At 55.9% G+C, this 20,907-nt stretch carries 22 protein-coding genes; 12 read left to right on the top strand and 10 right to left on the bottom strand.

All coding sequences use genetic code 11. From position 1 onward, the window contains the following. Window positions 1–11: 11 nt before the first annotated feature. The 6 genes from ubiJ to tatD all read left to right on the top strand — a co-directional run bounded on the left by ubiJ (window position 12) and on the right by tatD (window position 4,728). Window positions 12–617 (top strand): ubiquinone biosynthesis protein UbiJ, encoded by a 606-nt coding sequence (gene ubiJ, locus BH712_RS13435; RefSeq protein WP_003860788.1) that lies wholly within the window; start codon window positions 12–14, stop codon window positions 615–617. Beyond that, on the top strand, window positions 614–2,254 hold the full coding sequence (gene ubiB / locus BH712_RS13430) for a ubiquinone biosynthesis regulatory protein kinase UbiB (RefSeq protein ID WP_006812347.1): 1,641 nt from the start codon (window positions 614–616) through the stop codon (window positions 2,252–2,254). The genes ubiJ and ubiB overlap by 4 nt, the downstream gene beginning before the upstream one ends. A gap of 76 nt (window positions 2,255–2,330) precedes the next feature. After that, window positions 2,331–2,585, top strand: coding sequence for a Sec-independent protein translocase subunit TatA (tatA, locus tag BH712_RS13425; protein ID WP_006812346.1), 255 nt, complete (start codon window positions 2,331–2,333; stop codon window positions 2,583–2,585). A gap of 3 nt (window positions 2,586–2,588) precedes the next feature. Next, on the top strand, window positions 2,589–3,131 hold the full coding sequence (gene tatB / locus BH712_RS13420; protein WP_006812345.1) for a Sec-independent protein translocase protein TatB: 543 nt from the start codon (window positions 2,589–2,591) through the stop codon (window positions 3,129–3,131). Window positions 3,132–3,133: 2 nt separating this feature from the next. Continuing rightward, window positions 3,134–3,904, top strand: a complete 771-nt coding sequence (gene tatC, locus BH712_RS13415; RefSeq protein ID WP_006812344.1) for a Sec-independent protein translocase subunit TatC — start codon at window positions 3,134–3,136, stop codon at window positions 3,902–3,904. A 41-nt stretch (window positions 3,905–3,945) separates the two neighbouring features. Continuing rightward, on the top strand, window positions 3,946–4,728 hold the full coding sequence (tatD, locus tag BH712_RS13410) for a 3'-5' ssDNA/RNA exonuclease TatD (RefSeq protein ID WP_032674160.1): 783 nt from the start codon (window positions 3,946–3,948) through the stop codon (window positions 4,726–4,728). Here the strand turns inward: tatD and rfaH are convergent. Then, window positions 4,725–5,216, bottom strand: a complete 492-nt coding sequence (gene rfaH, locus BH712_RS13405; protein ID WP_001149538.1) for a transcription/translation regulatory transformer protein RfaH — start codon at window positions 5,214–5,216, stop codon at window positions 4,725–4,727. The two genes, tatD and rfaH, sit on opposite strands and share 4 nt — an antisense overlap. 169 nt (window positions 5,217–5,385) lie before the next feature. Here rfaH and ubiD point away from each other — a divergent pair, with 169 nt between their 5' ends. The 3 genes from ubiD to BH712_RS13390 all read left to right on the top strand — a co-directional run bounded on the left by ubiD (window position 5,386) and on the right by BH712_RS13390 (window position 9,460). Beyond that, on the top strand, window positions 5,386–6,882 hold the full coding sequence (ubiD, locus tag BH712_RS13400; protein ID WP_006812341.1) for a 4-hydroxy-3-polyprenylbenzoate decarboxylase: 1,497 nt from the start codon (window positions 5,386–5,388) through the stop codon (window positions 6,880–6,882). A gap of 39 nt (window positions 6,883–6,921) precedes the next feature. Continuing rightward, on the top strand, window positions 6,922–7,623 hold the full coding sequence (fre, locus tag BH712_RS13395) for an NAD(P)H-flavin reductase (protein WP_006812340.1): 702 nt from the start codon (window positions 6,922–6,924) through the stop codon (window positions 7,621–7,623). A gap of 217 nt (window positions 7,624–7,840) precedes the next feature. After that, on the top strand, window positions 7,841–9,460 hold the full coding sequence (locus BH712_RS13390; protein WP_006812339.1) for an ABC-F family ATP-binding cassette domain-containing protein: 1,620 nt from the start codon (window positions 7,841–7,843) through the stop codon (window positions 9,458–9,460). A 38-nt stretch (window positions 9,461–9,498) separates the two neighbouring features. Here BH712_RS13390 and BH712_RS13385 read toward each other — a convergent pair whose 3' ends face one another. After that, window positions 9,499–9,786 (bottom strand): HTH-type transcriptional regulator, encoded by a 288-nt coding sequence (locus tag BH712_RS13385; RefSeq protein WP_003860776.1) that lies wholly within the window; start codon window positions 9,784–9,786, stop codon window positions 9,499–9,501. A 331-nt stretch (window positions 9,787–10,117) separates the two neighbouring features. Between BH712_RS13385 and BH712_RS13375 the strand changes: the two genes are divergently transcribed. Continuing rightward, a complete protein-coding gene (locus BH712_RS13375; RefSeq protein ID WP_006812337.1) occupies window positions 10,118–10,828 on the top strand; it encodes a DUF3053 domain-containing protein in 711 nt (236 codons plus the stop codon). Window positions 10,829–11,069: 241 nt separating this feature from the next. Further along, window positions 11,070–11,282, top strand: coding sequence for a transcription antiterminator/RNA stability regulator CspE (cspE, locus tag BH712_RS13370; RefSeq protein ID WP_003860775.1), 213 nt, complete (start codon window positions 11,070–11,072; stop codon window positions 11,280–11,282). A gap of 58 nt (window positions 11,283–11,340) precedes the next feature. Here the strand turns inward: cspE and ghrB are convergent, their stop codons facing one another. The 6 genes from ghrB to BH712_RS13340 all read right to left on the bottom strand — a co-directional run bounded on the left by ghrB (window position 11,341) and on the right by BH712_RS13340 (window position 17,356). Continuing rightward, complete coding sequence (gene ghrB, locus BH712_RS13365; RefSeq protein ID WP_006812336.1) at window positions 11,341–12,315, bottom strand: glyoxylate/hydroxypyruvate reductase GhrB; 975 nt, start codon at window positions 12,313–12,315, stop codon at window positions 11,341–11,343. A gap of 27 nt (window positions 12,316–12,342) precedes the next feature. Continuing rightward, the gene (locus tag BH712_RS13360; protein ID WP_001089079.1) at window positions 12,343–13,623 is read right to left on the bottom strand and encodes an MFS transporter; all 1,281 of its coding nucleotides are present in this window, start codon (window positions 13,621–13,623) and stop codon (window positions 12,343–12,345) included. Between the two features lie 80 nt (window positions 13,624–13,703). Next, on the bottom strand, window positions 13,704–14,642 hold the full coding sequence (locus BH712_RS13355) for a sugar kinase (RefSeq protein WP_006812334.1): 939 nt from the start codon (window positions 14,640–14,642) through the stop codon (window positions 13,704–13,706). Window positions 14,643–14,645: 3 nt separating this feature from the next. Then, window positions 14,646–15,395 (bottom strand): sugar phosphate isomerase/epimerase family protein, encoded by a 750-nt coding sequence (locus BH712_RS13350; RefSeq protein WP_006812333.1) that lies wholly within the window; start codon window positions 15,393–15,395, stop codon window positions 14,646–14,648. A 102-nt stretch (window positions 15,396–15,497) separates the two neighbouring features. Beyond that, entirely contained in the window at window positions 15,498–16,514 is a 1,017-nt protein-coding gene (locus tag BH712_RS13345) for a LacI family DNA-binding transcriptional regulator (RefSeq protein WP_006812332.1), read from the bottom strand. 179 nt (window positions 16,515–16,693) lie between these two features. Beyond that, window positions 16,694–17,356 (bottom strand): OmpA family lipoprotein, encoded by a 663-nt coding sequence (locus tag BH712_RS13340; RefSeq protein ID WP_032674158.1) that lies wholly within the window; start codon window positions 17,354–17,356, stop codon window positions 16,694–16,696. A gap of 163 nt (window positions 17,357–17,519) precedes the next feature. Here BH712_RS13340 and BH712_RS13335 point away from each other — a divergent pair, with 163 nt between their 5' ends. Then, the gene (locus BH712_RS13335; protein WP_006812330.1) at window positions 17,520–19,847 is read left to right on the top strand and encodes a molybdopterin guanine dinucleotide-containing S/N-oxide reductase; all 2,328 of its coding nucleotides are present in this window, start codon (window positions 17,520–17,522) and stop codon (window positions 19,845–19,847) included. Here BH712_RS13335 and BH712_RS13330 read toward each other — a convergent pair. Together BH712_RS13330 and tag are read right to left on the bottom strand one after the other, a co-directional pair. Next, entirely contained in the window at window positions 19,810–20,256 is a 447-nt protein-coding gene (locus BH712_RS13330) for an N-acetyltransferase (RefSeq protein ID WP_006812329.1), read from the bottom strand. The two genes, BH712_RS13335 and BH712_RS13330, sit on opposite strands and share 38 nt — an antisense overlap. Continuing rightward, window positions 20,234–20,815 carry a DNA-3-methyladenine glycosylase I gene (gene tag / locus BH712_RS13325; protein ID WP_006812328.1) on the bottom strand — a complete coding sequence of 194 codons (582 nt, stop codon included), beginning with the start codon at window positions 20,813–20,815 and terminating at the stop codon, window positions 20,234–20,236. The genes BH712_RS13330 and tag overlap by 23 nt, the downstream gene beginning before the upstream one ends. Between the last annotated feature and the right edge of the window lie 92 nt (window positions 20,816–20,907).

Raw genomic sequence — 20,907 nt, 5'->3', positions numbered from 1 at the left:
GGAGGTTTCCCGTGCCCATTAAACCCTTAGTCACCGCAGGCATCGAGAATGTACTGAATGCCTTTCTGTATCGCGCACCTGCGCTGAAAACCGCACGTCAGCGGCTTAACGGAAAGGTACTGCGTATCGTTTTAAAGGAGTTCTCGACGCCGCTTGTGCTGGTCTTCAGCGAACGCCAGCTTGACGTTCTGGGGGAGTGGGAAGGCGAGGCCGACTGCTCGGTAATTACGCATATGAGCGTTTTGCCAAAACTGCGTGACCGTCAGCAGATGACGGCACTTATTCGCAGCGGTGAACTGGAGGTCGAAGGCGATATTCAGGTGGTTCAGAATTTCGTTGCACTCAGCGATCAGGCTGAATTCGACCCGGCGGAACTGCTGGCGCCGTATATCGGCGATATCGCGGCTGAAGGTATAAGCAAAACGCTGCGCACAGGTTCCGCTTTTCTGCGTAAAGGTCTGCTCCGTCAACAGCGCTATGCTGCCGAGGTGCTGACCGAAGAGTGGCGTATGGCGCCGGGGCCTTTAGAAGTCGCCTGGTTTGCAGAAGAGACCGCGGCAGTTGAGCGCGCAGTTGATGCGTTAACCAAACGGCTGGAAAAACTGGAGGGCAAATGACGCCTGGTGAAATTCGGCGCCTCTATTTTATCGTTCGCACCTTTTTGAGCTACGGGCTAGACGAGCTTATCCCCAGAATGCGTATCACCCTGCCGCTTCGGCTTTGGCGGCGCACGCTGTTCTGGATGCCGAATCGCCATAAGGATCAGGAACTGGGCGCACGGCTGCGTCTTGCGTTGCAGGAGCTAGGCCCGGTCTGGATCAAGTTTGGGCAGATGCTCTCAACACGTCGCGATCTTTTCCCGCCGCAAATTGCCGATCAGCTTGCCCTGTTACAGGACCGCGTCGCCCCGTTTGACGGCGAGAGAGCAAAGAAACAAATCGAAGAAGCGATGGGCAATATCCCCATCGAGACCTGGTTTGATGATTTCGACATTCAGCCTCTGGCCTCTGCTTCAATTGCGCAGGTTCACACCGCGCGCCTGAAAGAGAATGGCAAAGAGGTGGTCATTAAGGTGATTCGCCCGGATATCCTGCCGGTTATCAGAGCGGACATGAAGCTGATCTATCGCCTGGCTCGCTGGGTGCCGCGTCTGTTGCCGGATGGCCGCCGTCTGCGTCCGCTGGAAGTGGTGCGGGAGTATGAAAAAACGCTGATTGACGAGCTTAACCTGCTGCGTGAATCGGCGAACGCCATTCAGCTGCGTCGTAACTTTGAAGACAGCCCGATGCTGTATGTTCCTGAAGTCTATTCTGACTATTGCAGTCAGAACATGATGGTGATGGAACGTATCTACGGTATTCCGGTCTCGGACGTGGTGGCGCTGGAAAAACAGGGCACCAACATGAAGCTGCTGGCCGAGCGCGGCGTGCAGGTCTTCTTCACGCAGGTTTTCCGCGACAGCTTCTTCCATGCGGATATGCACCCGGGCAATATTTTCGTCAGCTATGAGCACCCGGAAGATCCGAAGTACATCGGCATCGACTGCGGAATAGTCGGCTCGCTGAATAAAGAAGATAAACGTTATCTCGCTGAAAACTTTATCGCGTTCTTCAACCGCGACTACCGTAAGGTGGCCGAACTGCACGTAGATTCAGGCTGGGTTCCACCCGATACCAACGTGGAAGAGTTTGAATTTGCGATCCGCACCGTCTGTGAGCCGATTTTTGAAAAGCCGCTCTCGGAGATCTCTTTCGGACACGTTCTGCTCAACCTGTTCAACACCGCACGCCGTTTCAATATGGAAGTGCAGCCACAATTAGTTTTACTTCAGAAAACATTACTTTACGTTGAGGGCGTAGGCCGCCAGCTCTATCCTCAGTTAGACTTGTGGAAAACCGCGAAACCGTTCCTTGAATCCTGGATTAAGGATCAGGTCGGCATTCCTGCGCTGGTTCGCTCGCTTAAAGAGAAAGGCCCGTTCTGGATTGAAAAAATGCCTGAAATTCCTGAACTGGTTTACGACAGTTTGCGTCAGAGCAAGAACCTTCAGCACAGCATGGATAAAATCGCGCACGAGCTTCAATCCAGTCGCGTGCGTCAGGGGCAGTCCCGCTATCTCTTCGGAATTGGCGCGACGCTGCTGATAAGCGGCACGTTGCTGTTGATCAATCGTCCGGACTGGGAAATGATGCCAACCTGGATTATGGCTGCTGGTGTGGTTGTCTGGCTTGCTGGCTGGCGAAAAACGCGCTGAATTAGCGTCGCTATCGAGGGATTGCATACGTATAATGCGATCTGACTAATTAATCATCTATCACTGGGGAACACGCATGGGTGGTATCAGTATCTGGCAGTTAGTGATCATTGCCGTCATCGTTGTGCTGCTGTTTGGCACGAAAAAACTCGGATCAATCGGGTCCGACCTGGGCGCGTCAATCAAAGGCTTCAAGAAAGCCATGAGCGATGATGAGAATAAGCAGGAAAAAGCCAGTCAGGATGCTGATTTTACCGCTAAATCCATCGCCGATAAGCAGGACGAAGCCAAAAAGGAAGAGGCTAAACGTCACGATAAAGAGCAGGTGTAATTCGTGTTCGACATTGGTTTTAGTGAGTTACTGCTGGTCTTTGTGATTGGTCTTATCGTGTTGGGGCCGCAGCGTTTACCCGTTGCGGTGAAAACCGTCGTAGGCTGGGTGCGTGCGCTTCGCTCGCTGGCAACTACCGTGCAGAACGAGCTGGCGCAGGAGCTAAAGCTTCAGGAATTTCAGGACAGCCTGAAAAAGGTTGAAAAGGCGAGCATGGACAACCTGACGCCGGAACTGAAGGCCTCGATGGACGAGCTGCGCGAAGCGGCTGAATCCATGAAGCGTTCTTACAGCATTAACGATCCTGAGAAAGCGAGCGATGAAGCTAACACCATCCATAATCCGGTGGTGAAGGGCAGCGAAGAGCAGCGCGAGGGTGTGACGCCTTCCAGCGCAGAGCATCAGGCTGCTTCACCAGAGCAAACGCCGCAGGAGCCCGAAGTGAAAAAACAGGTGCCGCCGGAAGAGCCCGTGGTCAAAGCGGCTGAGGTAAAACCCGCCGCGCCCGTTTCCGAATCATCCCCCTCGTCGAGTGATAAAGCGTAAACATGGCAGTAGATGATACTCAACCGCTCATTACGCACCTCATTGAGCTGCGTAAGCGCCTGTTAAACTGCATCATTGCGGTTTTCCTCATTTTTTTATGTCTGGTCTATTTTGCCAACGATATTTATCAGGTGGTTTCTGCGCCGCTGATTAAACAGATGCCGCTGGGCGCGACGATGATTGCAACGGACGTTGCCTCGCCATTCTTTACCCCTATTAAGCTGACCTTCTGGGTGTCGTTGATTGCCTCTGCGCCGGTCATTTTGTATCAGGTCTGGGCATTTGTGGCGCCTGCCCTGTACAGGCATGAGCGCAAGCTGGTTATTCCCCTGCTGGTGTCCAGTTCGTTGCTGTTTTATATCGGCATGGCGTTTGCCTACTTCGTTGTCTTTCCGCTGGCCTTTGGCTTCCTGACGCATACCGCGCCGGAAGGGGTACAGGTGTCGACGGATATCGCCAGCTACCTCAGTTTTGTCATGGCGCTGTTTATGGCCTTTGGTGTCGCCTTTGAGGTGCCCGTAGCGATTGTCCTGCTCTGCTGGGTCGGCGTGACTACGCCTGAAGATCTGCGTAAGAAGCGCCCGTATATCCTGGTGGGGGCATTTGTCGTAGGGATGCTGTTAACGCCACCGGACGTCTTCTCGCAAACCTTGCTGGCGATACCCATGTACTGTCTGTTTGAAGTCGGCGTGTTCTTCGCACGTTTCTACGTCGGAAAGGGGCGTACCCGGGACGAAGAAGACGAGCCGTCTGAAGAGACCACGAAAGAATAAAACCAGCCGCCCGTCAGGGCGGTTGTCATATGGGGAAACGTATGTTTGATATTGGGCTTAACCTGACCAGCAGCCAGTTTGCAAAAGACCGAGATGAGGTGGTGGCGCGCGCCTTTGCCGCTGGTGTGAACGGGCTGTTACTGACGGGGACCAGTCTGCACGAGAGTGCGCAGGCACAGCAGCTGGCGCAACGCTATCAGCACTGCTGGTCTACCGCAGGCGTACATCCTCATGACAGCAGCCAGTGGACGCAGGACAGCGCTGAGACGCTTTATCGTCTGGCGGATACGCCTGAAGTGGTTGCCATTGGCGAATGCGGGCTTGATTTCAACCGTAACTTCTCGACGCCTGAAGAGCAGGAAAAGGCATTTACCGCCCAGCTCGCGCTGGCAGCAGAGCGGGAGATGCCGGTGTTTATGCACTGTCGCGATGCCCATGAACGTTTTCTGGCGCTGCTGGAACCCTGGCTGGAGAAATTGCCGGGAGCGGTGTTGCACTGCTTTACTGGCTCCCGTCAGGAGGCGCTGGATTGCCTGGACCGCGGGCTTTATCTGGGTATTACCGGCTGGGTGTGTGATGAACGTCGTGGGCTGGAACTTCGCGCGCTGTTGCCCGTTATCCCGGCCGATCGCTTGCTGCTTGAAACGGATGCGCCGTACCTGTTGCCCCGGGATATGCAGCCCAAACCGCCATCACGACGTAATGAACCGGCCTACCTGGGACACATTGCTGAACGCGTGGCGCACTGGCGCGGAGAGGATGCGCAGTGGCTGGCAGCACAAACCGATGATAACGTGCGTCGTCTGTTCGGCGTGCAGTTCTAAACTTTGCGGAAATCGGTGTTTTTAACGCTCTGCAACACCTCTTTATTCAACAGGTTGAGCAGCAGCATGGAGCGCGCCTCACCGTCCGGCTCAGCGAAGATAGCCTGTAAACCTTCAAAGGCGCCTTCGGTGATCACCACGCTGTCGCCAGCATAAGGGGTTTCCGGATCGGTAATATCGTCAGGCTGCTGGTAAACAGAAAGCTGATGAATAACCGATGACGGTACTCTTGCCGGATGGGCGCCAAAACGCACAAAATGGCTGACGCCGCGCGTGGCGCTGATTGTCGTGGTGTGGATCACTTCAGGGTCGAACTCGACGAACAGGTAATTCGGGAACAGAGGCTCACTGACGGTTGTGCGTCTGCCACGCTGCATTTTTTCAAGCGTGATCACCGGTGTCAGGCAGTTAACAGACTGACGTTCAAGATGTTCCTGCGCGCGCTGAAGTTGCCCGCGTTTGCAATACAGTAAATACCAGGCCTGCATAATCACTCTTCCCATTGTTCGGGGCGCAAGCATACCAAAACCCTGGCGGGATCGCTAAGGTGATTATAATGGCGAAAAAGAGAGTAAGTCGTGGAAGTTCACGCTAATTTAACAAAATTACAGCATCACGCGGTCTTACGCCGTATAATGAAGCGCTTACAGAGAGGCCATGATTAACTGCATGAAATACCACGATCTACGCGACTTCCTGGCGCTGCTGGAAAAGCAGGGCGAACTCAAACGCATTACGCTTCCTGTTGATCCGTATCTGGAAATGACAGAAATCGCTGACCGTACCCTGCGCGCGGGCGGTCCGGCGTTGCTGTTTGAAAACCCAAAAGGCTACACCATGCCGGTGCTGTGCAACCTGTTTGGCACACCTCGCCGCGTGGCGCTGGGAATGGGGCAGGAAGATGTCACGGCGTTGCGTGAAGTGGGCAAACTGCTGGCCTTTCTGAAAGAGCCGGAGCCGCCAAAAGGGTTCCGCGATCTGTTCGACAAGCTGCCGCAGTTTAAGCAGGTGTTGAACATGCCTACCAAACGCCTGCGCGGTGCGCCATGCCAGCAAAAAGTGCTGGAAGGCGATGCCGTTGATCTGACCAAAATTCCCATCATGCAGTGCTGGCCTGAAGATGCTGCGCCGCTGATCACCTGGGGCCTCACCGTTACGCATGGGCCGCATAAAGAGCGTCAAAACCTCGGCATTTATCGACAGCAGCTGATTGGCAAAAACAAGCTCATCATGCGCTGGTTGTCCCATCGCGGTGGGGCGCTGGATTTCCAGGAGTGGTGCGAGGCCCATCCGGGCGAACGTTTCCCGGTTTCTGTCGCGCTGGGTGCCGATCCGGCCACCATTCTTGGGGCGGTTACGCCCGTTCCTGATACGCTGTCTGAATATGCCTTCGCTGGGCTGCTGCGCGGCACCAAAACCGAAGTGGTGAAGTGCATCTCCAATGACCTGGAAGTACCAGCCAGCGCGGAGATTGTGCTGGAAGGTTACCTCGAACAGGGCGAGCTGGCACCTGAAGGGCCGTACGGCGACCACACCGGCTATTACAACGAAGTGGACAACTTCCCGGTGTTCACCGTCACGCACATTACCCAGCGTGAAGATGCGATTTATCACTCCACCTATACTGGCCGTCCACCGGATGAACCGGCGGTGCTGGGCGTGGCGCTAAACGAAGTGTTTGTGCCGATCCTGCAAAAGCAGTTCCCGGAAATTGTTGATTTTTATCTGCCGCCGGAAGGGTGTTCGTATCGCCTGGCGGTGGTAACGATGAAGAAGCAGTATGCCGGTCATGCTAAACGCGTGATGATGGGCGTATGGTCTTTCCTGCGCCAGTTTATGTATACCAAGTTTGTGATTGTCTGCGATGATGACGTCAATGCCCGCGACTGGAACGACGTCATCTGGGCCATTACCACGCGTATGGATCCGGCGCGTGATACGGTTATAGTGGAAAACACACCGATTGATTATCTGGACTTTGCCTCGCCGGTTTCCGGCCTTGGCTCAAAAATGGGACTGGATGCCACGAACAAATGGCCTGGCGAAACCGACCGTGAATGGGGTCGCCCGATCAAGAAAGATCCTGCCGTGACCGCGCGAATTGACGCGATCTGGGACGAGCTGGCCATAATGAATAACGGTAAGGCAGAATAAGACCGTTTAGCCCTATAGACTTCCCGACAGAGAGAGCGAATGACAACCTTAAGCTGTAAAGTGACGTCGGTAGATGCTATTACCGACACCGTATATCGCGTCCGTTTGGTTCCTGAAGCGGCATTCTCATTCCGTGCCGGTCAGTACCTGATGGTCGTGATGGACGAGCGTGATAAGCGTCCTTTCTCTATGGCCTCAACGCCAGCAGAGCAGGAATTTATTGAGCTGCATATTGGTGCGTCTGAGCTTAACCTGTACGCGATGGCCGTGATGGATCGCATCCTGAAAGAGCGTGAAATTGTGGTCGATATTCCTCATGGCGAGGCTTGGTTGCGTGAAGATGAAGACCGTCCGCTGATCCTGATTGCCGGTGGCACGGGCTTCTCTTATGTCCGCTCTATTTTGCTGACCGCGCTGGCGCGCAACCCAAATCGTGATATCACCATCTACTGGGGTGGCCGCGAAGAGAAGCACCTTTACGATCTGTCTGAGCTGGAAGCGCTGAGCGTAAATCATCCTAACCTGCGCATTGAGCCGGTTGTCGAGCAGCCGGAAGAGGGCTGGCGCGGGCGTAGCGGTACGGTGCTGACCGCGGTATTGCAGGATCACGGGACGCTGGCCGGGCACGATATCTACATCGCCGGTCGCTTCGAAATGGCGAAAATTGCCCGCGACCTGTTCTGCAACGAGCGTGACGCGCGGGAAGATCGTCTGTTCGGCGATGCGTTTGCGTTTATCTGATTCAGAGACCCGCTTCGGCGGGTTTTTTACGCTCTGGCAATAGCGCTGGTGAAAATTTAACCTTGATATGGACCGCGCATTGCCGTTATCCTTGTTCCCGTTAAATTTTGTCCTCAGGAGCGCCCCCCAAAAATGAACAAACACGACTGATGAATTTCGATCCTTGCTCAACGCACCGCGTCGGCAGGGGATGTTTTGATTTCATTCAGGAGTGCTTATGGCTCATTTTGCGCAGTCCCCCTCTTTTATTTTGCATCAGGTCACCTGTCAGTTTGCGACGGGCGATATCCTTTTCGGTCCACTGAATCTTTCCCTGGATGCGTCAGTGTGCGCGCTGGTTGGCCGCAACGGCAGCGGTAAAACACGCCTGCTGCGGCTGCTGGCTGGGGTTGATGAACCCGCCAGCGGTCATATTGAGCGCTTTGGCACACACGTCTACGTGGCGCAGCAGCAGGATATTTCTGCGGATACCACTCTAGCCGGACTGCTCGGATACGACGCGATCTTTGCGGCGCGCACGCGCATCGACAGCGGTCATTATGAACCCGACGATCTCGACACGCTCGACGGTTATTGGGATCTGGCTGAACGGCTGAGCCATGCTTTTATCGCTGCAAAACTTCCCCCATTTGATCCGAATAAGCTTGCGGCAGAGCTGAGCGGCGGCGAGCGTATTCGTGCCTTGCTGTGCGGCGCATTCGCCGCAGATGCTGATTACCTGCTGCTGGACGAGCCGACCAACCACCTCGACAGGCAAGGCCGCATGTGGTTCTACGAGCAGCTTTCCCGGTATCAGGGCGGGGTGCTGGTGGCCTCTCACGACCGTGAGTTGCTGGCCCAGGTACCGCGTATCCTTGAACTGAGCGCGTTGGGCTTGCACAGCTACGGCGGGAATTATGCTGACTATCGAACCCAGCGTGATGCTGAGCAACAGGCTGCCCGCGCCGCGCTGGAGCATGCTGCCACCGAGCGCAAGCGTACCCGCGCCCGTATGCATAAAGAGCATGACGACAGCCAGCGGCGTTCAGCCAAAACGCTTCGCACCGTCGACAGCCTTAACATCGCCTCGTTTGAACGGGTCAAATACAAAGGAGCGGCGAAAGAGCGTATTGGTTCCTGGAAAAAGCAGCATAGCGATCAAAATCATGCTCTGAACGCTGCGGTTAACCAGGCACGCGAGCGGGTTGAAGAGGATAACGCGGTGATGTTTACCCTGCCGGGCAGTCAAATCCCGGAAGGGAAACAGGTGCTGGTACTGGAAGAACTGGTGCTTCCGCACGTGCCTGTCCCCCCGATAAACTGGCGAATGGATGGCCCGATGCGCGTGGCGCTACGCGGGCCGAACGGCTGTGGGAAATCCACGCTGTTGAAGGTGATTTTGGGCGAAACCGCGCCAGTTACGGGAAGTTGTAAGGTTTCCGTCAGGCGTGCTTATCTCGATCAGCATCTTTCCCGGCTGGATCTGTCGCAGTCGGTGATGACGCATCTTAGCCTTTGCAATACCCCGCTCGAAGAAGGGGCACTGCGTACCCGTTTAGCGCAGCTCCAGCTGGGTGCGGAGAAAGTAACACTTCCCCTGGCCGAACTGAGTGGCGGGGAGCGGCTGAAGGCCGCGCTGGCCTGCGTATTGTGGCGTGAAGCGGCAACGCAGCTGTTGCTTCTGGATGAGCCGACCAACCATCTTGATCTGGCCTCTGTTCAGGCCATTGAAGCGGCCTTAGCCGATTTCCCCGGCGCGCTGCTGGTGGTGTCGCACGATGAAGCCTTTCTGGCAGGGTTAAAGCTGACGCATGAATTGATATGGGAAGAGTCGGGATGGCGATGTGAAAGCCTGTAAACACAAGCCCCCGCAAGGGCGGGGGCAAACAAACTTTATCAGGCTAACTGCTTGCGAAGGTCAGGGTTTGCCTGAATCAGGCGCATCAGCTTTAGCTCGGCTGGGGTAGGTTTTTCACGTTTTGACTCCCACTCCAGTACCATCGCTACGCTGACACCCATCGCTCTTGCGAATTCATCTGTTTTCAGGCCCGATCCTTTACGTAAACGCTCAAATTCACTAAAAGGATTGGACTTTTGATTCAGGGTTACTGTCGGCGGTACATCTTTAAAAATAATCTGTTCCAGGCTGCTCAGCAGCTCAAACTCAGGATCTTTTAATTCCATTGAGAACTCCTCATAAATCACACATCGGGATCATGAACATCAGAGAGCCTGTTAAGAATAGTCCCTAAACCAAACACAGGATCGTCACGGCTGTGATTAATTGTGCGATAACGATCGCTTTACGCGTTTCAGCTATATGGATAGTTATGCTAATTACCTGATTAATCATATGTAGAGATGCACAGGTATTTTTTTGTAAATAGTCAGTACAAAAACGGGAATACCCGTTTTGCATGAAAACTCTATCTTGCAAGGCTGACCTGGACTATTCTTGTCAGCGTTGGGCACGCGTGTGCCGGTGTGCGCTTTTTTGGGTGAAAGGAGTAATAAAATGGCGACAGGAAAGTCCTGCTCTCGCTGGTTTGCGCCTATTGCGGCGTTGTTGATGGTGGTTAGCCTGAGTGGGTGTTTCGATAAAGAAGGCGATCAGCGCAAAGCGTTTATCGATTTTCTACAGAATACAGTGATGCGTAGCGGCGAGCGTTTACCAACGCTGACTGCAGATCAGAAAAAACAGTTTGGTCCATTCGTGTCGGATTACGCCATTCTGTATGGCTATTCACAGCAGGTCAGCCAGGCGATGGATTCCGGTATTCGCCCGGTCGTGGATAGCGTGAATGCCATCCGCGTTCCACAGGATTATCTGACCCAGCGTGAACCGCTTCGCCAGTCTAATGGCGCGCTTGGGGTACTCAGCCAGCAGCTGCAAAATGCCAAAATGCAGGCTGATGCTTCGCGTTCCGCGTTGAAGCAGGGCGAGGATCTCAAACCGGTCTATGACCAGGTGTATGAGAAAGTGGTGACCAAACCGTCAAACGCTTTGCAACCGCTGATCCCGGCGGCGCAGGTCTTTACTCAGCAACTGGTTCAGGTGGGCGACTTTATTAGTGAACAAGGTACGCAGGTGAGCTTCGTCTCTAACGGTATCCAGTTCCCGACCTCCCAGCAGGCGAGCCAGTACAACGCGCTGATTGGGCCGCTCGCGTCCCAGCATCAGGCTTTTAGCCAGGCCTGGAGCGCAGCGGTCGCTGCAACGGAATAAGAAAACCCCCGCTTCGGCGGGGTTTTTTTATGCTTGATGAAAATAACGCTTGTCATTCATCTACCATATCGGTATAACTATGTTCGTCGGTTTGTTACACAGACCTAAAGCAGTTTAGTAAAGCAGTCCAGATTGTTATCCATAGATACCCTTCGTAGTGACCCTTCCTTCATCGCTTAAAAATCTGTAACGCAATCCATCAAGCCGGAAGGCACAATATATTTTTAATAAGGTAATTTCTATGTCTGCTAAAATGACTGGTCTGGTAAAATGGTTCAACGCTGATAAAGGTTTCGGCTTCATCACTCCTGACGATGGCTCTAAAGACGTGTTCGTACACTTCTCTGCTATCCAGAACGATGGCTACAAATCTCTGGATGAAGGTCAGAAAGTTTCCTTCACCATCGAAAGCGGCGCTAAAGGCCCAGCAGCTGGTAACGTTGTAAGCCTGTAAGCTTCCAACCCAGTAGCACAAAATTCAAAAACCCGCCTTCTGGCGGGTTTTTTCGTTTCTAATGTTGTATCTGCGGGTTAACGCAGTTCTTATCCACTTTACCGCCGAGCGCGGCAATCAGGTTATCTACCGCAGTCGCCGCCATGTTGTAGCGTGTTTCGTGAGTCGCAGAGCCGATGTGGGGCAGGGCGACGACGTTCGGCATGGTCAGCAGCGGAGAGTCCACCGGCAGCGGCTCCTGTTCAAACACGTCCAGACCGGCGGCGTGGATCTCACCGTTTTGTAATGCCTCAATCAGCGCCTTCTCATCGACCACCGGGCCGCGACCCGCGTTGATGAAAATGGCCGATTTCTTCATCTTTTCAAACGCCGACTTGCCGATCAGATGACGCGTTTCATCCGTCAGCGGCAGGATCAGGCAGACAAAGTCGGCTTCCTGCAACAGCGTATCAAGCTCGCAGTAGCGGGCGTTGAAACGTTCTTCAGCTTCACTGTGGTGGCGGCGTGCGTTGTACAGGATCGGCATGTTGAAGCCAAAATGCGCGCGCTGTGCCAGCGCCAGCCCGATACGGCCCATCCCTACGATGCCCAGCGTTTTGCCATGAACGTCCACGCCGAACCAGTCCGGACCAATGCTTTTCGTCCATTCGCCCGCTTTCACGCGCTCGGCCACGTCCACCACGCGACGGGCGGTGCTGAGCACCAGCGCCATTAGCGTGTCGGCGACGGTCTCCGTCAGGGCATGTGGCGTGTGCATCAGCAGGATGTTGCGCGCGTTAAGCGCATCCACGTCGAAATTGTCGTATCCCACAGAAACGGTTGAGGTAGCACGAAGCTTCGGCATTTTCTCCAGCAGCGCCGCATCCACCTTTTCGCTTGAACCCAGCAGGCCCTCGGCGCTGGCAAACGCGTCGGCGTGCTGTGCCACGGTTTCCGGGCTGAGGTTCTTTACCCGGGTAACGGTAAAGTGTTCCTCCAGGCGTTTTTGCAGATCATCAGGCAGTGCTTTGTACAAAATGACGGACGGCTTCATGCTAATCTCCGTTGATTTTAAAAGGATTCAGGCGTGGCGTGCGCCGACGGGTAGCTGTTGATTATTAGCAGGCTTAACGATCAGAGTAAGCCATACCGAGGCAAAAAGCGCCACCCCCATAAAGATGTAAGAGGCCGACGGGCTGCCGGTGGCGCCGTTCAGATAGCCCACAAACCACGAGCCAAAGAACGAACCCAGCGCACCCATACTGTTGATCAGCGCCATTGCGCCCCCTGCGACGTTACGCGGCAGCATTTCCGGGATGATGGCAAAGAACGGACCATACGGGGCATACATAGCCGCACCCGCAATCACCAGCAGCGTATAGGAGGCCCAGAAGTGATTCGCGCCCACGGCCCAGGAGCCAATGAAGGCAAAAGCAGCGATCAGCAGCAGTGGCCAGACGAACAGCTTACGGTTTTGCAGCTTGTCCGATGCCCAGGAGACAATAATCATCGCGATGGTCGCAGCCAGGTAAGGCACCGATGACAGCCAGCCTACTTCTACCATGCCAAGGTTTTCACCGCCGCTGCGGATAATCGACGGCAGCCACAGCACAAAGCCGTACACGCCAATACTCCAGGTAAAATACTGTGCGCACAGCAGGATGACGTTCCGGGAGCGGAAGGCTTCGCCGTAGTTACGTACCGCTTTCAGCCCCTGCTGCTCTTTATCCAGCTGCGCCTGGAGTGCGGCTTTTTCGTCCTCAGAAAGCCATTTTGCCTGGGCTGGCTTATCTTTCACCAGCACCCACCAGCAGAAGGCCCAGATAATCGCGGGAACCCCTTCAATGATGAACATCTCGCGCCAGCCGAAGGACTGGATCAGATAGCCGGAAACCACCGACATCCACAGCACGGTGACCGGGTTACCGAGTATCAGGAAAGTATTGGCGCGTGAACGCTCAGATTTAGTAAACCAGTTGCTGATGTAAATCAGCATTGCTGGCATGACGGCCGCCTCAACCACGCCGAGAATAAAGCGAATGGCCGCCAGAGCAGGGATGTTATTCACCACGCCAGTGAGCGACGCACAGGCGCCCCATAAGATCAGGCAGATGAAAATGAGTTTTCGCACGCTGCGGCGTTCGGCGTAAATCGCGCCGGGGATCTGGAAGAAGAAATAACCCAGGAAGAAGAGGGCGCCCAGCAGGGAGGAAACCCCTTTGGTGATCCCCAGGTCTTCGTTGATCCCCGCGGCGGATGCAAAACTAAAGTTGGCACGATCCAGGTACGCCAGGCTGTACGTGATAAACACGATTGGCATGATGTACCACCAGCGTTTTACTGCATTGGTCGAACTGTTCATAGGCTTGCCTCTGTTGTTGAGGTTGTTAACCCCTCACCCTAACCCTCTCCCCTTTGGGGAGAGGGCCGGGGTGAGGGGATTTAGTCGTTAAGCTGCGCGCGGGTTGGCAGGCCTTCGCTGTCGCCCTGCACCTGAATGGCCAGCGAACCAATTTTGTTGCCTCGTGTCACGGCCTGTGACAGCGGTTTGCCCTCCAGCAGGGCGCTAATGACCCCGACGGCAAACCCATCGCCCGCGCCTACGGTATCGACCACGTTGTCGACTTTTACCGCAGCGACGGCGCCTTGCTCGCCGTCGGCAGTTTTAAACCATGCGCCGTCGGCACCGGTTTTCAGCACCACGGCTTTTACCCCTCTGTTGAGGTAAAAATCAGCAATGCCCTCCGGCGTACTTTCGCCAGTGAGGATCATTCCCTCTTTCACGCCCGGCAGAACCCAGTCCGCCTGGAACGCCAGTCGGTTGAGTTTCTCAACCATCTCCGCTTCGCTTTTCCACAGCACCGGACGCAGGTTGGGATCGAAAGAGATCGTTTTGCCCTGCGCTTTCATTGCCGAAGCGGCGTGATCCAGTAAATCGTACGAGCTGGCCGAGAGCGCCGCCGCCACGCCGCTCAGGTGCAGGTGGCGTGCGGAGGAGAAGTACGCGGCGTGATAATCATCCACGGAGAGATGGCTTGCCGCTGAGCCTTTGCGGAAATATTCAACGATGGGATCGGTTCCATTTTCAACTTTAGATTTCAGCTGAAAGCCCGTCGGGAAGCGTCCGTCGAGCGTGACGCCTTCGGCATCAATGCCCTCTTTTTTTAACGAGTCGAGAACGAAATGACCAAAGCTGTCATTTCCCACGCGGCTTACCCAGCCGACATTCAGCCCCAGCCGCGCAAGGCCGGTCGCGACATTCAGCTCGGCGCCTGCCACACGTTTAATGAAGTGCTCCACGGTGCTCAGCTCGCCCGTTTCGGTGGCGACAAACATCGCCATGGCCTCGCCGATGGTGATGACATCCAGCGTCTTGTGCATGTTTTACTCCTCGCGCAGCAGGTTGACGTAATGGCGGGTGACGGCGGTTAAGTCCGTCCCTTCAAGCGGAAATTCGATCCCGCGTGGCGCATCGGCAGGGAGTTGATTAAGCAGATCCCGCCAGCGAGAATCGGCCTGATCCGGCGCGACGGCGCGGAACTGCGCCTTATGCGGGACCGCTGCTTTCACATGAATATAGCTTACGGCGGGAGCCAGCTGACGTGCGGCCTCTTCCGGGGAGTCGCCGACCCACAGCCAGTTACCCATATCGAACGTCAGCGTGACCGGCAGCGCCATTACCCGGCAGGCGGCTTTAAAGCGCTGCATCGGAGCGAGCTGACCGCAGTCGGTCTGGTCGTTTTCCACCACCAGCGTCATACCGCTTTCATCCAGCAGTGCGCGCAGGGCTTCAGGCGGCTGTTTGTCGCTGAAATGACCCAGCGAGACTTTAAGCCACAGCGCGTTCAGGGCGCTGGCTTCGCTAAGGTAGCGCGGGAGATCCGGGTTGAGGGCACCGTCGGGCATAAACAGGGGAGCCGGGGCAGAGTAGCAGGCCAGTAAACCCAGCAGTTCAATGGATTCGCCGAGCGCTGGCAGCGCCATCAACTCGTCGCTGTTGAAAAGCTCGCGGCGGATTTCAACGCCATCAGCGCCTGCGCCAGCAATAACGGGAAGCATCGCCCGTTGACCGCCTGCCTGTCGCACCTGATCCGCGCCATACGCGGCGGTGACCACCATTATTTTCCTGCTCATTTCCTGACTCCAGGGCGTAATCGATGGTATTACGCTAGTTGGAACCGGTTCCAATGAAAAGTTTGGGATGTTGAATTTATGATCGCTGTCACGAAGGGGGAATTAACGGGCGGTAGAGCCGCGAACGATAAGCTCGCCGGAAAAAACCTGCTCGCGTACGGCGTCGCGGGTGCCTTCAATCCGGCGAACCACTTGTTCAACAGCAGCATAGCCGATCTGCCAGGTCGGTTGTTTGAGGGTGGTAATGCCTACGCCCGCAAGTTCTGCCCACTCCAGTTCATCAAAACCGAGTAAGCCGATATCGCTGCCCCAGTGCAGGCCAATGCGTTTCAGCGAGCGGGCAACCTGAAGCGTCAGCGCCCCGTTCGCGGAGATCACCGCTTTGCGCATACCCCGATGGCGGGTGTGGAACTGGCGCAGGGTATTATCCAGCTGTTCGGCTTCATGCAGGGGGATTTCGGCATTTTCTGCGATCACGCCGGGATAACGCGCCAGCGTGGCACGAAATGCAGCCAGGCGGTCGCGGCGGGTGTTAACCATACCCAGCGGTTCGCTCAGGAACAGAATGGCTTCGAAACCCTGTTCAATCAGGTGCTCGGTGGCGGTGGTGGCCGCCTGGGTGTTATCCAGCCCGACCACATCACAGGCAAATTCCGGGATTTTACGGTCAATAAGCACCATCGGCAGAGACGATTGTTGCAGGCGATTTAGCCCCTCCTCGCGCATCCCGACGGCATTCACCACAATCCCTTCCACCTGATAGCTGCGCAGCAGATCGAGGTAGTGCAGCTCCTGATCAACTTCGTTATTGGTGTTACAGACCAGAGGGGTAAAGCCTTTCTCACGGCACGCCGCTTCGATGCCGCTGAGGACGTTGACGGAGTAAGGGTTGGTGATATCGGCGATGATAAGGCCAATCAGGCGGGTACGACCACGCTTCAGGCCGCGCGCCATCAGGCTGGGACGGTAGTCGAGATCGGCAATGGCCTGTTCGATTCGCGCCAGCAGCGCATCGGAAAGCAGGTGTTTCTCGCCGTTGAGGTAGCGTGAAATGCTGGTTTTACCGGTTTTGGCGGCTTTCGCCACATCGCTGATGGTGGCCCGGGTTGGTTTGCTCATCGCTGATTTCCCTGAATTTAGTGAGAATACCTTAGCGGGAAAATCTGGCGAATCAAGCAATTTGCCGGGTGGCGCTGCGCTTACCGGAGGTTGCGGTCTGATGCCCTCACCCCAACCCTCTCCCACGGGAGAGGGCGCAAAGACTAAAAACGGCAACGGGGTTGCCGTTTTGCTTTTACCTACTGCACAGGACTCAACGTAATCTCAACGCGGCGGTTCTGCGCTTTGCCTTCCGCCGTGCTGTTGCTGGCGATCGGGTTAGCCGGACCCATTCCGCTGGTGCGGATGCGGTTCGCTTCTACGCCCTGGGTGATCAGCGAGCTGGCTACGGAATCTGCGCGCTGCTGCGACAGACGCATGTTCAGATCGTGGCTGCCGGTGCTGTCGGTGTAGCCAATCACGTTCACGGCAGTTTTGTTGTACTCTTTCAGTACCATGGCCACGCCGGTCAGGGTATTCGCGCCTGCGGGTTTCAGCGTCGCGCTGCTGCTGTCAAAGGTCACATTGTTTGGCATGTTCAGGATGATGTTGTCACCGCTGCGCGTCACGCTCACGCCCGTGCCTTTCATTTTGTCACGCAGTTTCGCTTCCTGCACGTCCATGTAATAGCCCACGCCGCCGCCCAGCGCTGCGCCTGCCGCTGCGCCAATCAGCGCGCCTTTGCCGCGATCTTTCTTGGAGGAGGAGAGTGCGCCAACGCCTGCGCCAACCAGGGAACCAATACCTGCGCCAATGCCGGATTTACCCGCTTCGCGTTCGCCGGTGTAAGGGTTGGTTGTGCAGCCTGAAACAGCCAGTGCGCCGCTCACCAGAGCAGCAATAACGAGTACGCGTTTTTTCATCTTATTTCCATAATCCTTTTTATTCTTTGCCACGACGGGCGTGGCAGTGGATTATGACGTCCGGATACGGAGAAAATTCCATAGATAACTCTGAAATTTGTCACAAACCATAAACTGCCCCAATGAAGGCCGTAACACCTGCACGCAACCAGGAGCGCACGCTTTGAGCACCTCAACAAAAACCATTCTGACCGCCGCCCACTGGGGGCCGATGCTGGTCGAAACCGATGGCGACACTGTGCTGTCGTCTCGCGGGGCTTTGCCTTCGCGCCATCACAACTCTTTACAGACCGTCGTTCGCGATCAGGTACACAGCAAAACCCGTGTACGCTGGCCGATGGTGCGTAAAGGCTTTCTGGCGTCACCGGATAAACCGCAGGGCATTCGCGGACAGGATGAGTTCGTTCGCGTGAGCTGGGATGACGCGCTGGCGTTGATCCATACGCAGCATAAACGCATTCGCGACAGCTATGGCCCGTCGTCCATTTTTGCCGGCTCCTATGGCTGGCGCTCGAACGGCGTGCTGCATAAGGCCGCAACCCTGCTGCAACGCTACATGAGCCTGGCCGGGGGCTATACCGGCCATCTGGGTGATTACTCGACCGGTGCGGCGCAGGCGATCATGCCGTATGTCGTAGGCGGAAATGAGGTCTATCAGCAGCAGACCAGCTGGCCGCTGGTGCTGGAGCATACGGAGGTGGTGGTGCTGTGGAGCGCCAACCCGCTCAATACCCTGAAAATTGCCTGGAATGCCTCCGACGAGCAGGGCGTGTCCTACTTCGATGCGCTGCGTAAAAGCGGCAAGCGCATCATCTGTATCGATCCGATGCATTCTGAAACGCTGGATTTCTTCAGTGACAGCGCCGAGTGGATCGCGCCGCATATGGGCACCGACGTGGCGATGATGCTGGGCGTCGCCCACACCCTGGTGGAGAACGGCTGGCACGACGCGGAATTTCTGGCGCGTTGCACCACGGGCTTCGATAAATTTGCCGACTATCTGACGGGGCAAACCGATGGTATTGCGAAAACCGCAGAGTGGGCCGCGGCGATTTGCGGTGTTGAAGCCGTTAAAATCCGCGAACTGGCGGCGTTATTCCATAGTCATGTCACGATGCTCATGTCAGGCTGGGGGATGCAGCGCCAGCAGTTTGGCGAGCAAAAACACTGGATGCTGGTGACGCTCGCCGCAATGCTCGGGCAGATTGGCACCCCCGGCGGCGGTTTTGGCCTTTCCTATCACTTTGCTAACGGCGGCAACCCGACGCGTAAAGCCGCGGTGCTGGCGTCCATGCAGGGCTCGGTGCAGGGTGGCGTGGACGCTGTGGATAAAATTCCGGTAGCACGCATTGTTGAAGCCCTGGAGAACCCTGGCGGGTTTTATCAGCATAACGGCCAGGATCGCCATTTCCCGGATATAAAGTTTGTCTGGTGGGCGGGTGGGGCCAACTTCACCCATCACCAGGATACCAACCGCCTGATCCGTGCCTGGCAGAAACCGGAGCTGGTGGTGATCTCGGAGTGCTTCTGGACCGCGTCAGCCAAACATGCCGATATCGTGTTGCCCGCCACGACCTCGTTCGAGCGTAACGATCTCACCATGACCGGGGATTACAGCAACCAGCATATGGTGCCGATGAAGCGCGTCGTGGCTCCCCGGGATGAAGCGCGGGATGATTTTGACGTCTTTGCCGACCTGAGTGAAATGTGGGAAGCGGGCGGGCGCGAGCGTTTCACCGAGGGCAAAACGGATCTGCAATGGCTGGAAACGTTTTACCAGATTGCCAGCCAGCGCGGGGCGGCGCAGGGCGTGACGCTGCCGCCATTTGCTGAATTCTGGGAGGCAAACCAACTCTTCGAAATGCCGGAAAGCGAGCAGAACGCGCGGTTTGTGCGCTTCGCTGATTTTCGTCGCGACCCTGAGAATCACCCGTTAAAAACAGAAAGCGGGAAGATTGTGATCTACAGCGAACGCATCGCCAGCTATGGCTACGCGGACTGTCCCCCACATCCGGCATGGCTGGAGCCGGATGAATGGCATGGCAATGCGCAGCCGGGACAGCTTCAACTGCTGTCTGCCCATCCAGCCCATCGTCTGCACAGCCAGCTTAACTATTCGGCTCTGCGTGAGCAGTATGCGGTGGCCGATCGTGAGCCGATTGCGCTGAACAGCGATGACGCAAAAGCGCGGGGGATTAACCACGGCGATCTCGTTCGGGTCTGGAACGCGCGCGGGCAGGTGCTGGCAGGCGCCGTGGTGAGTGACGGGATCCGCCCTGGCGTTTTCTGCATTCATCAGGGCGCATGGCCGGATCTGGCGCTGGAGGAGGGCGGTATTTGTAAGAACGGCGCCGTAAACGTGCTGACCAAAGATCTCCCCAGCTCGAAGCTGGGGAATGGCTGCGCGGGGAATACGGCGCTGGCCTGGGTGGAAAAATATCAGGGGCCAGCGCTTACGCTGACGGCGTTTGATCCGCCTGCCAGCTCATGATCCACGTCGGGTGTTGGGTATCATCCTGCCAGGCGCTGTCTTCAATGCGAAAACCCTGCGCATGGTAGAAATTCACCGCCCGCACGTTTTTCTGATATACCTCCAGGGTTAAATACGGGTAGTGCTGCTGAACGTGCTTCAGCAGCGCACGCCCGATCCCCTTTCCGATGAACGCCGGGGCGACAAACAAGGCTCCCACGAACTGGAACTGCATGACGCTGATAAAACCGCACAGGGTACCGTTTTCCTCCCAGACCCAGGTCTCGGCGGCGGGAAGGTAATCATCCCGCACTACCGCTTCATTCGCCTGCCAGTAGCTTGCGTCGATAAACGGATGCGCCTCGGTGGTGCTTTCCAGCCACAGACGCAAAAGCGGCGCGGTGTTCTCACTTTGCCATTTGAGGATCATTGTGGCCCTCCGGATGGCAGAAGCAGCCCGTAATGTGGTCATTGACCAGCCCGCAGGCCTGCATAAAGGAGTAACAGATGGTGGTGCCCACAAACTTGAAGCCGCGTTTTTTCAGCGCTTTCGACAGGGCATCTGAGGCGGGGGTCGAGGTTGGGATCTCTGCAAGCGTGGCGGCCTGCGTTACCTTCGGCTCGTTATCCACAAACGACCAGACAAAGGCTGAGAACGGTTCACCGTTTTGCGCCATCGCCAGATAAGCACGTGCGTTACCAATAATGGCCTGAATTTTACCGCGATGGCGGATAATACCGGTATCCAGAACCAGCCTTTCCACATCGTCCTCGGTCATGGCGGCAACCGCGACCGGATCGAACTGGTGGAAGGCTTTGCGGTAGTTCTCACGCTTTTTCAGAACGGTGATCCACGACAGTCCGGCCTGCTGGCCTTCGAGGCAAATCATTTCAAACAGTTTTTTACCGTCGGTTTCCGGTACGCCCCATTCCTTGTCGTGATAATCGATATAAAGCTGATCCTGGCTTACCCAGCCGCAACGTTGCATAGGTCATCTCCCTTCCTGATACGGTAAACGCAAAAATTTCAATCTGCCCGGCTTGACGTGTCTGCTAAAGAGACAATAGTTAATACAGAGCT

Origin of the sequence: Enterobacter hormaechei ATCC 49162, assembly GCF_001875655.1 — a bacterium.
Lineage (GTDB): Bacteria > Pseudomonadota > Gammaproteobacteria > Enterobacterales > Enterobacteriaceae > Enterobacter > Enterobacter hormaechei.
The sequence above is the reverse complement of the archived record's forward strand: the minus strand, read 5'-3'. Positions and strand labels throughout refer to the sequence as shown.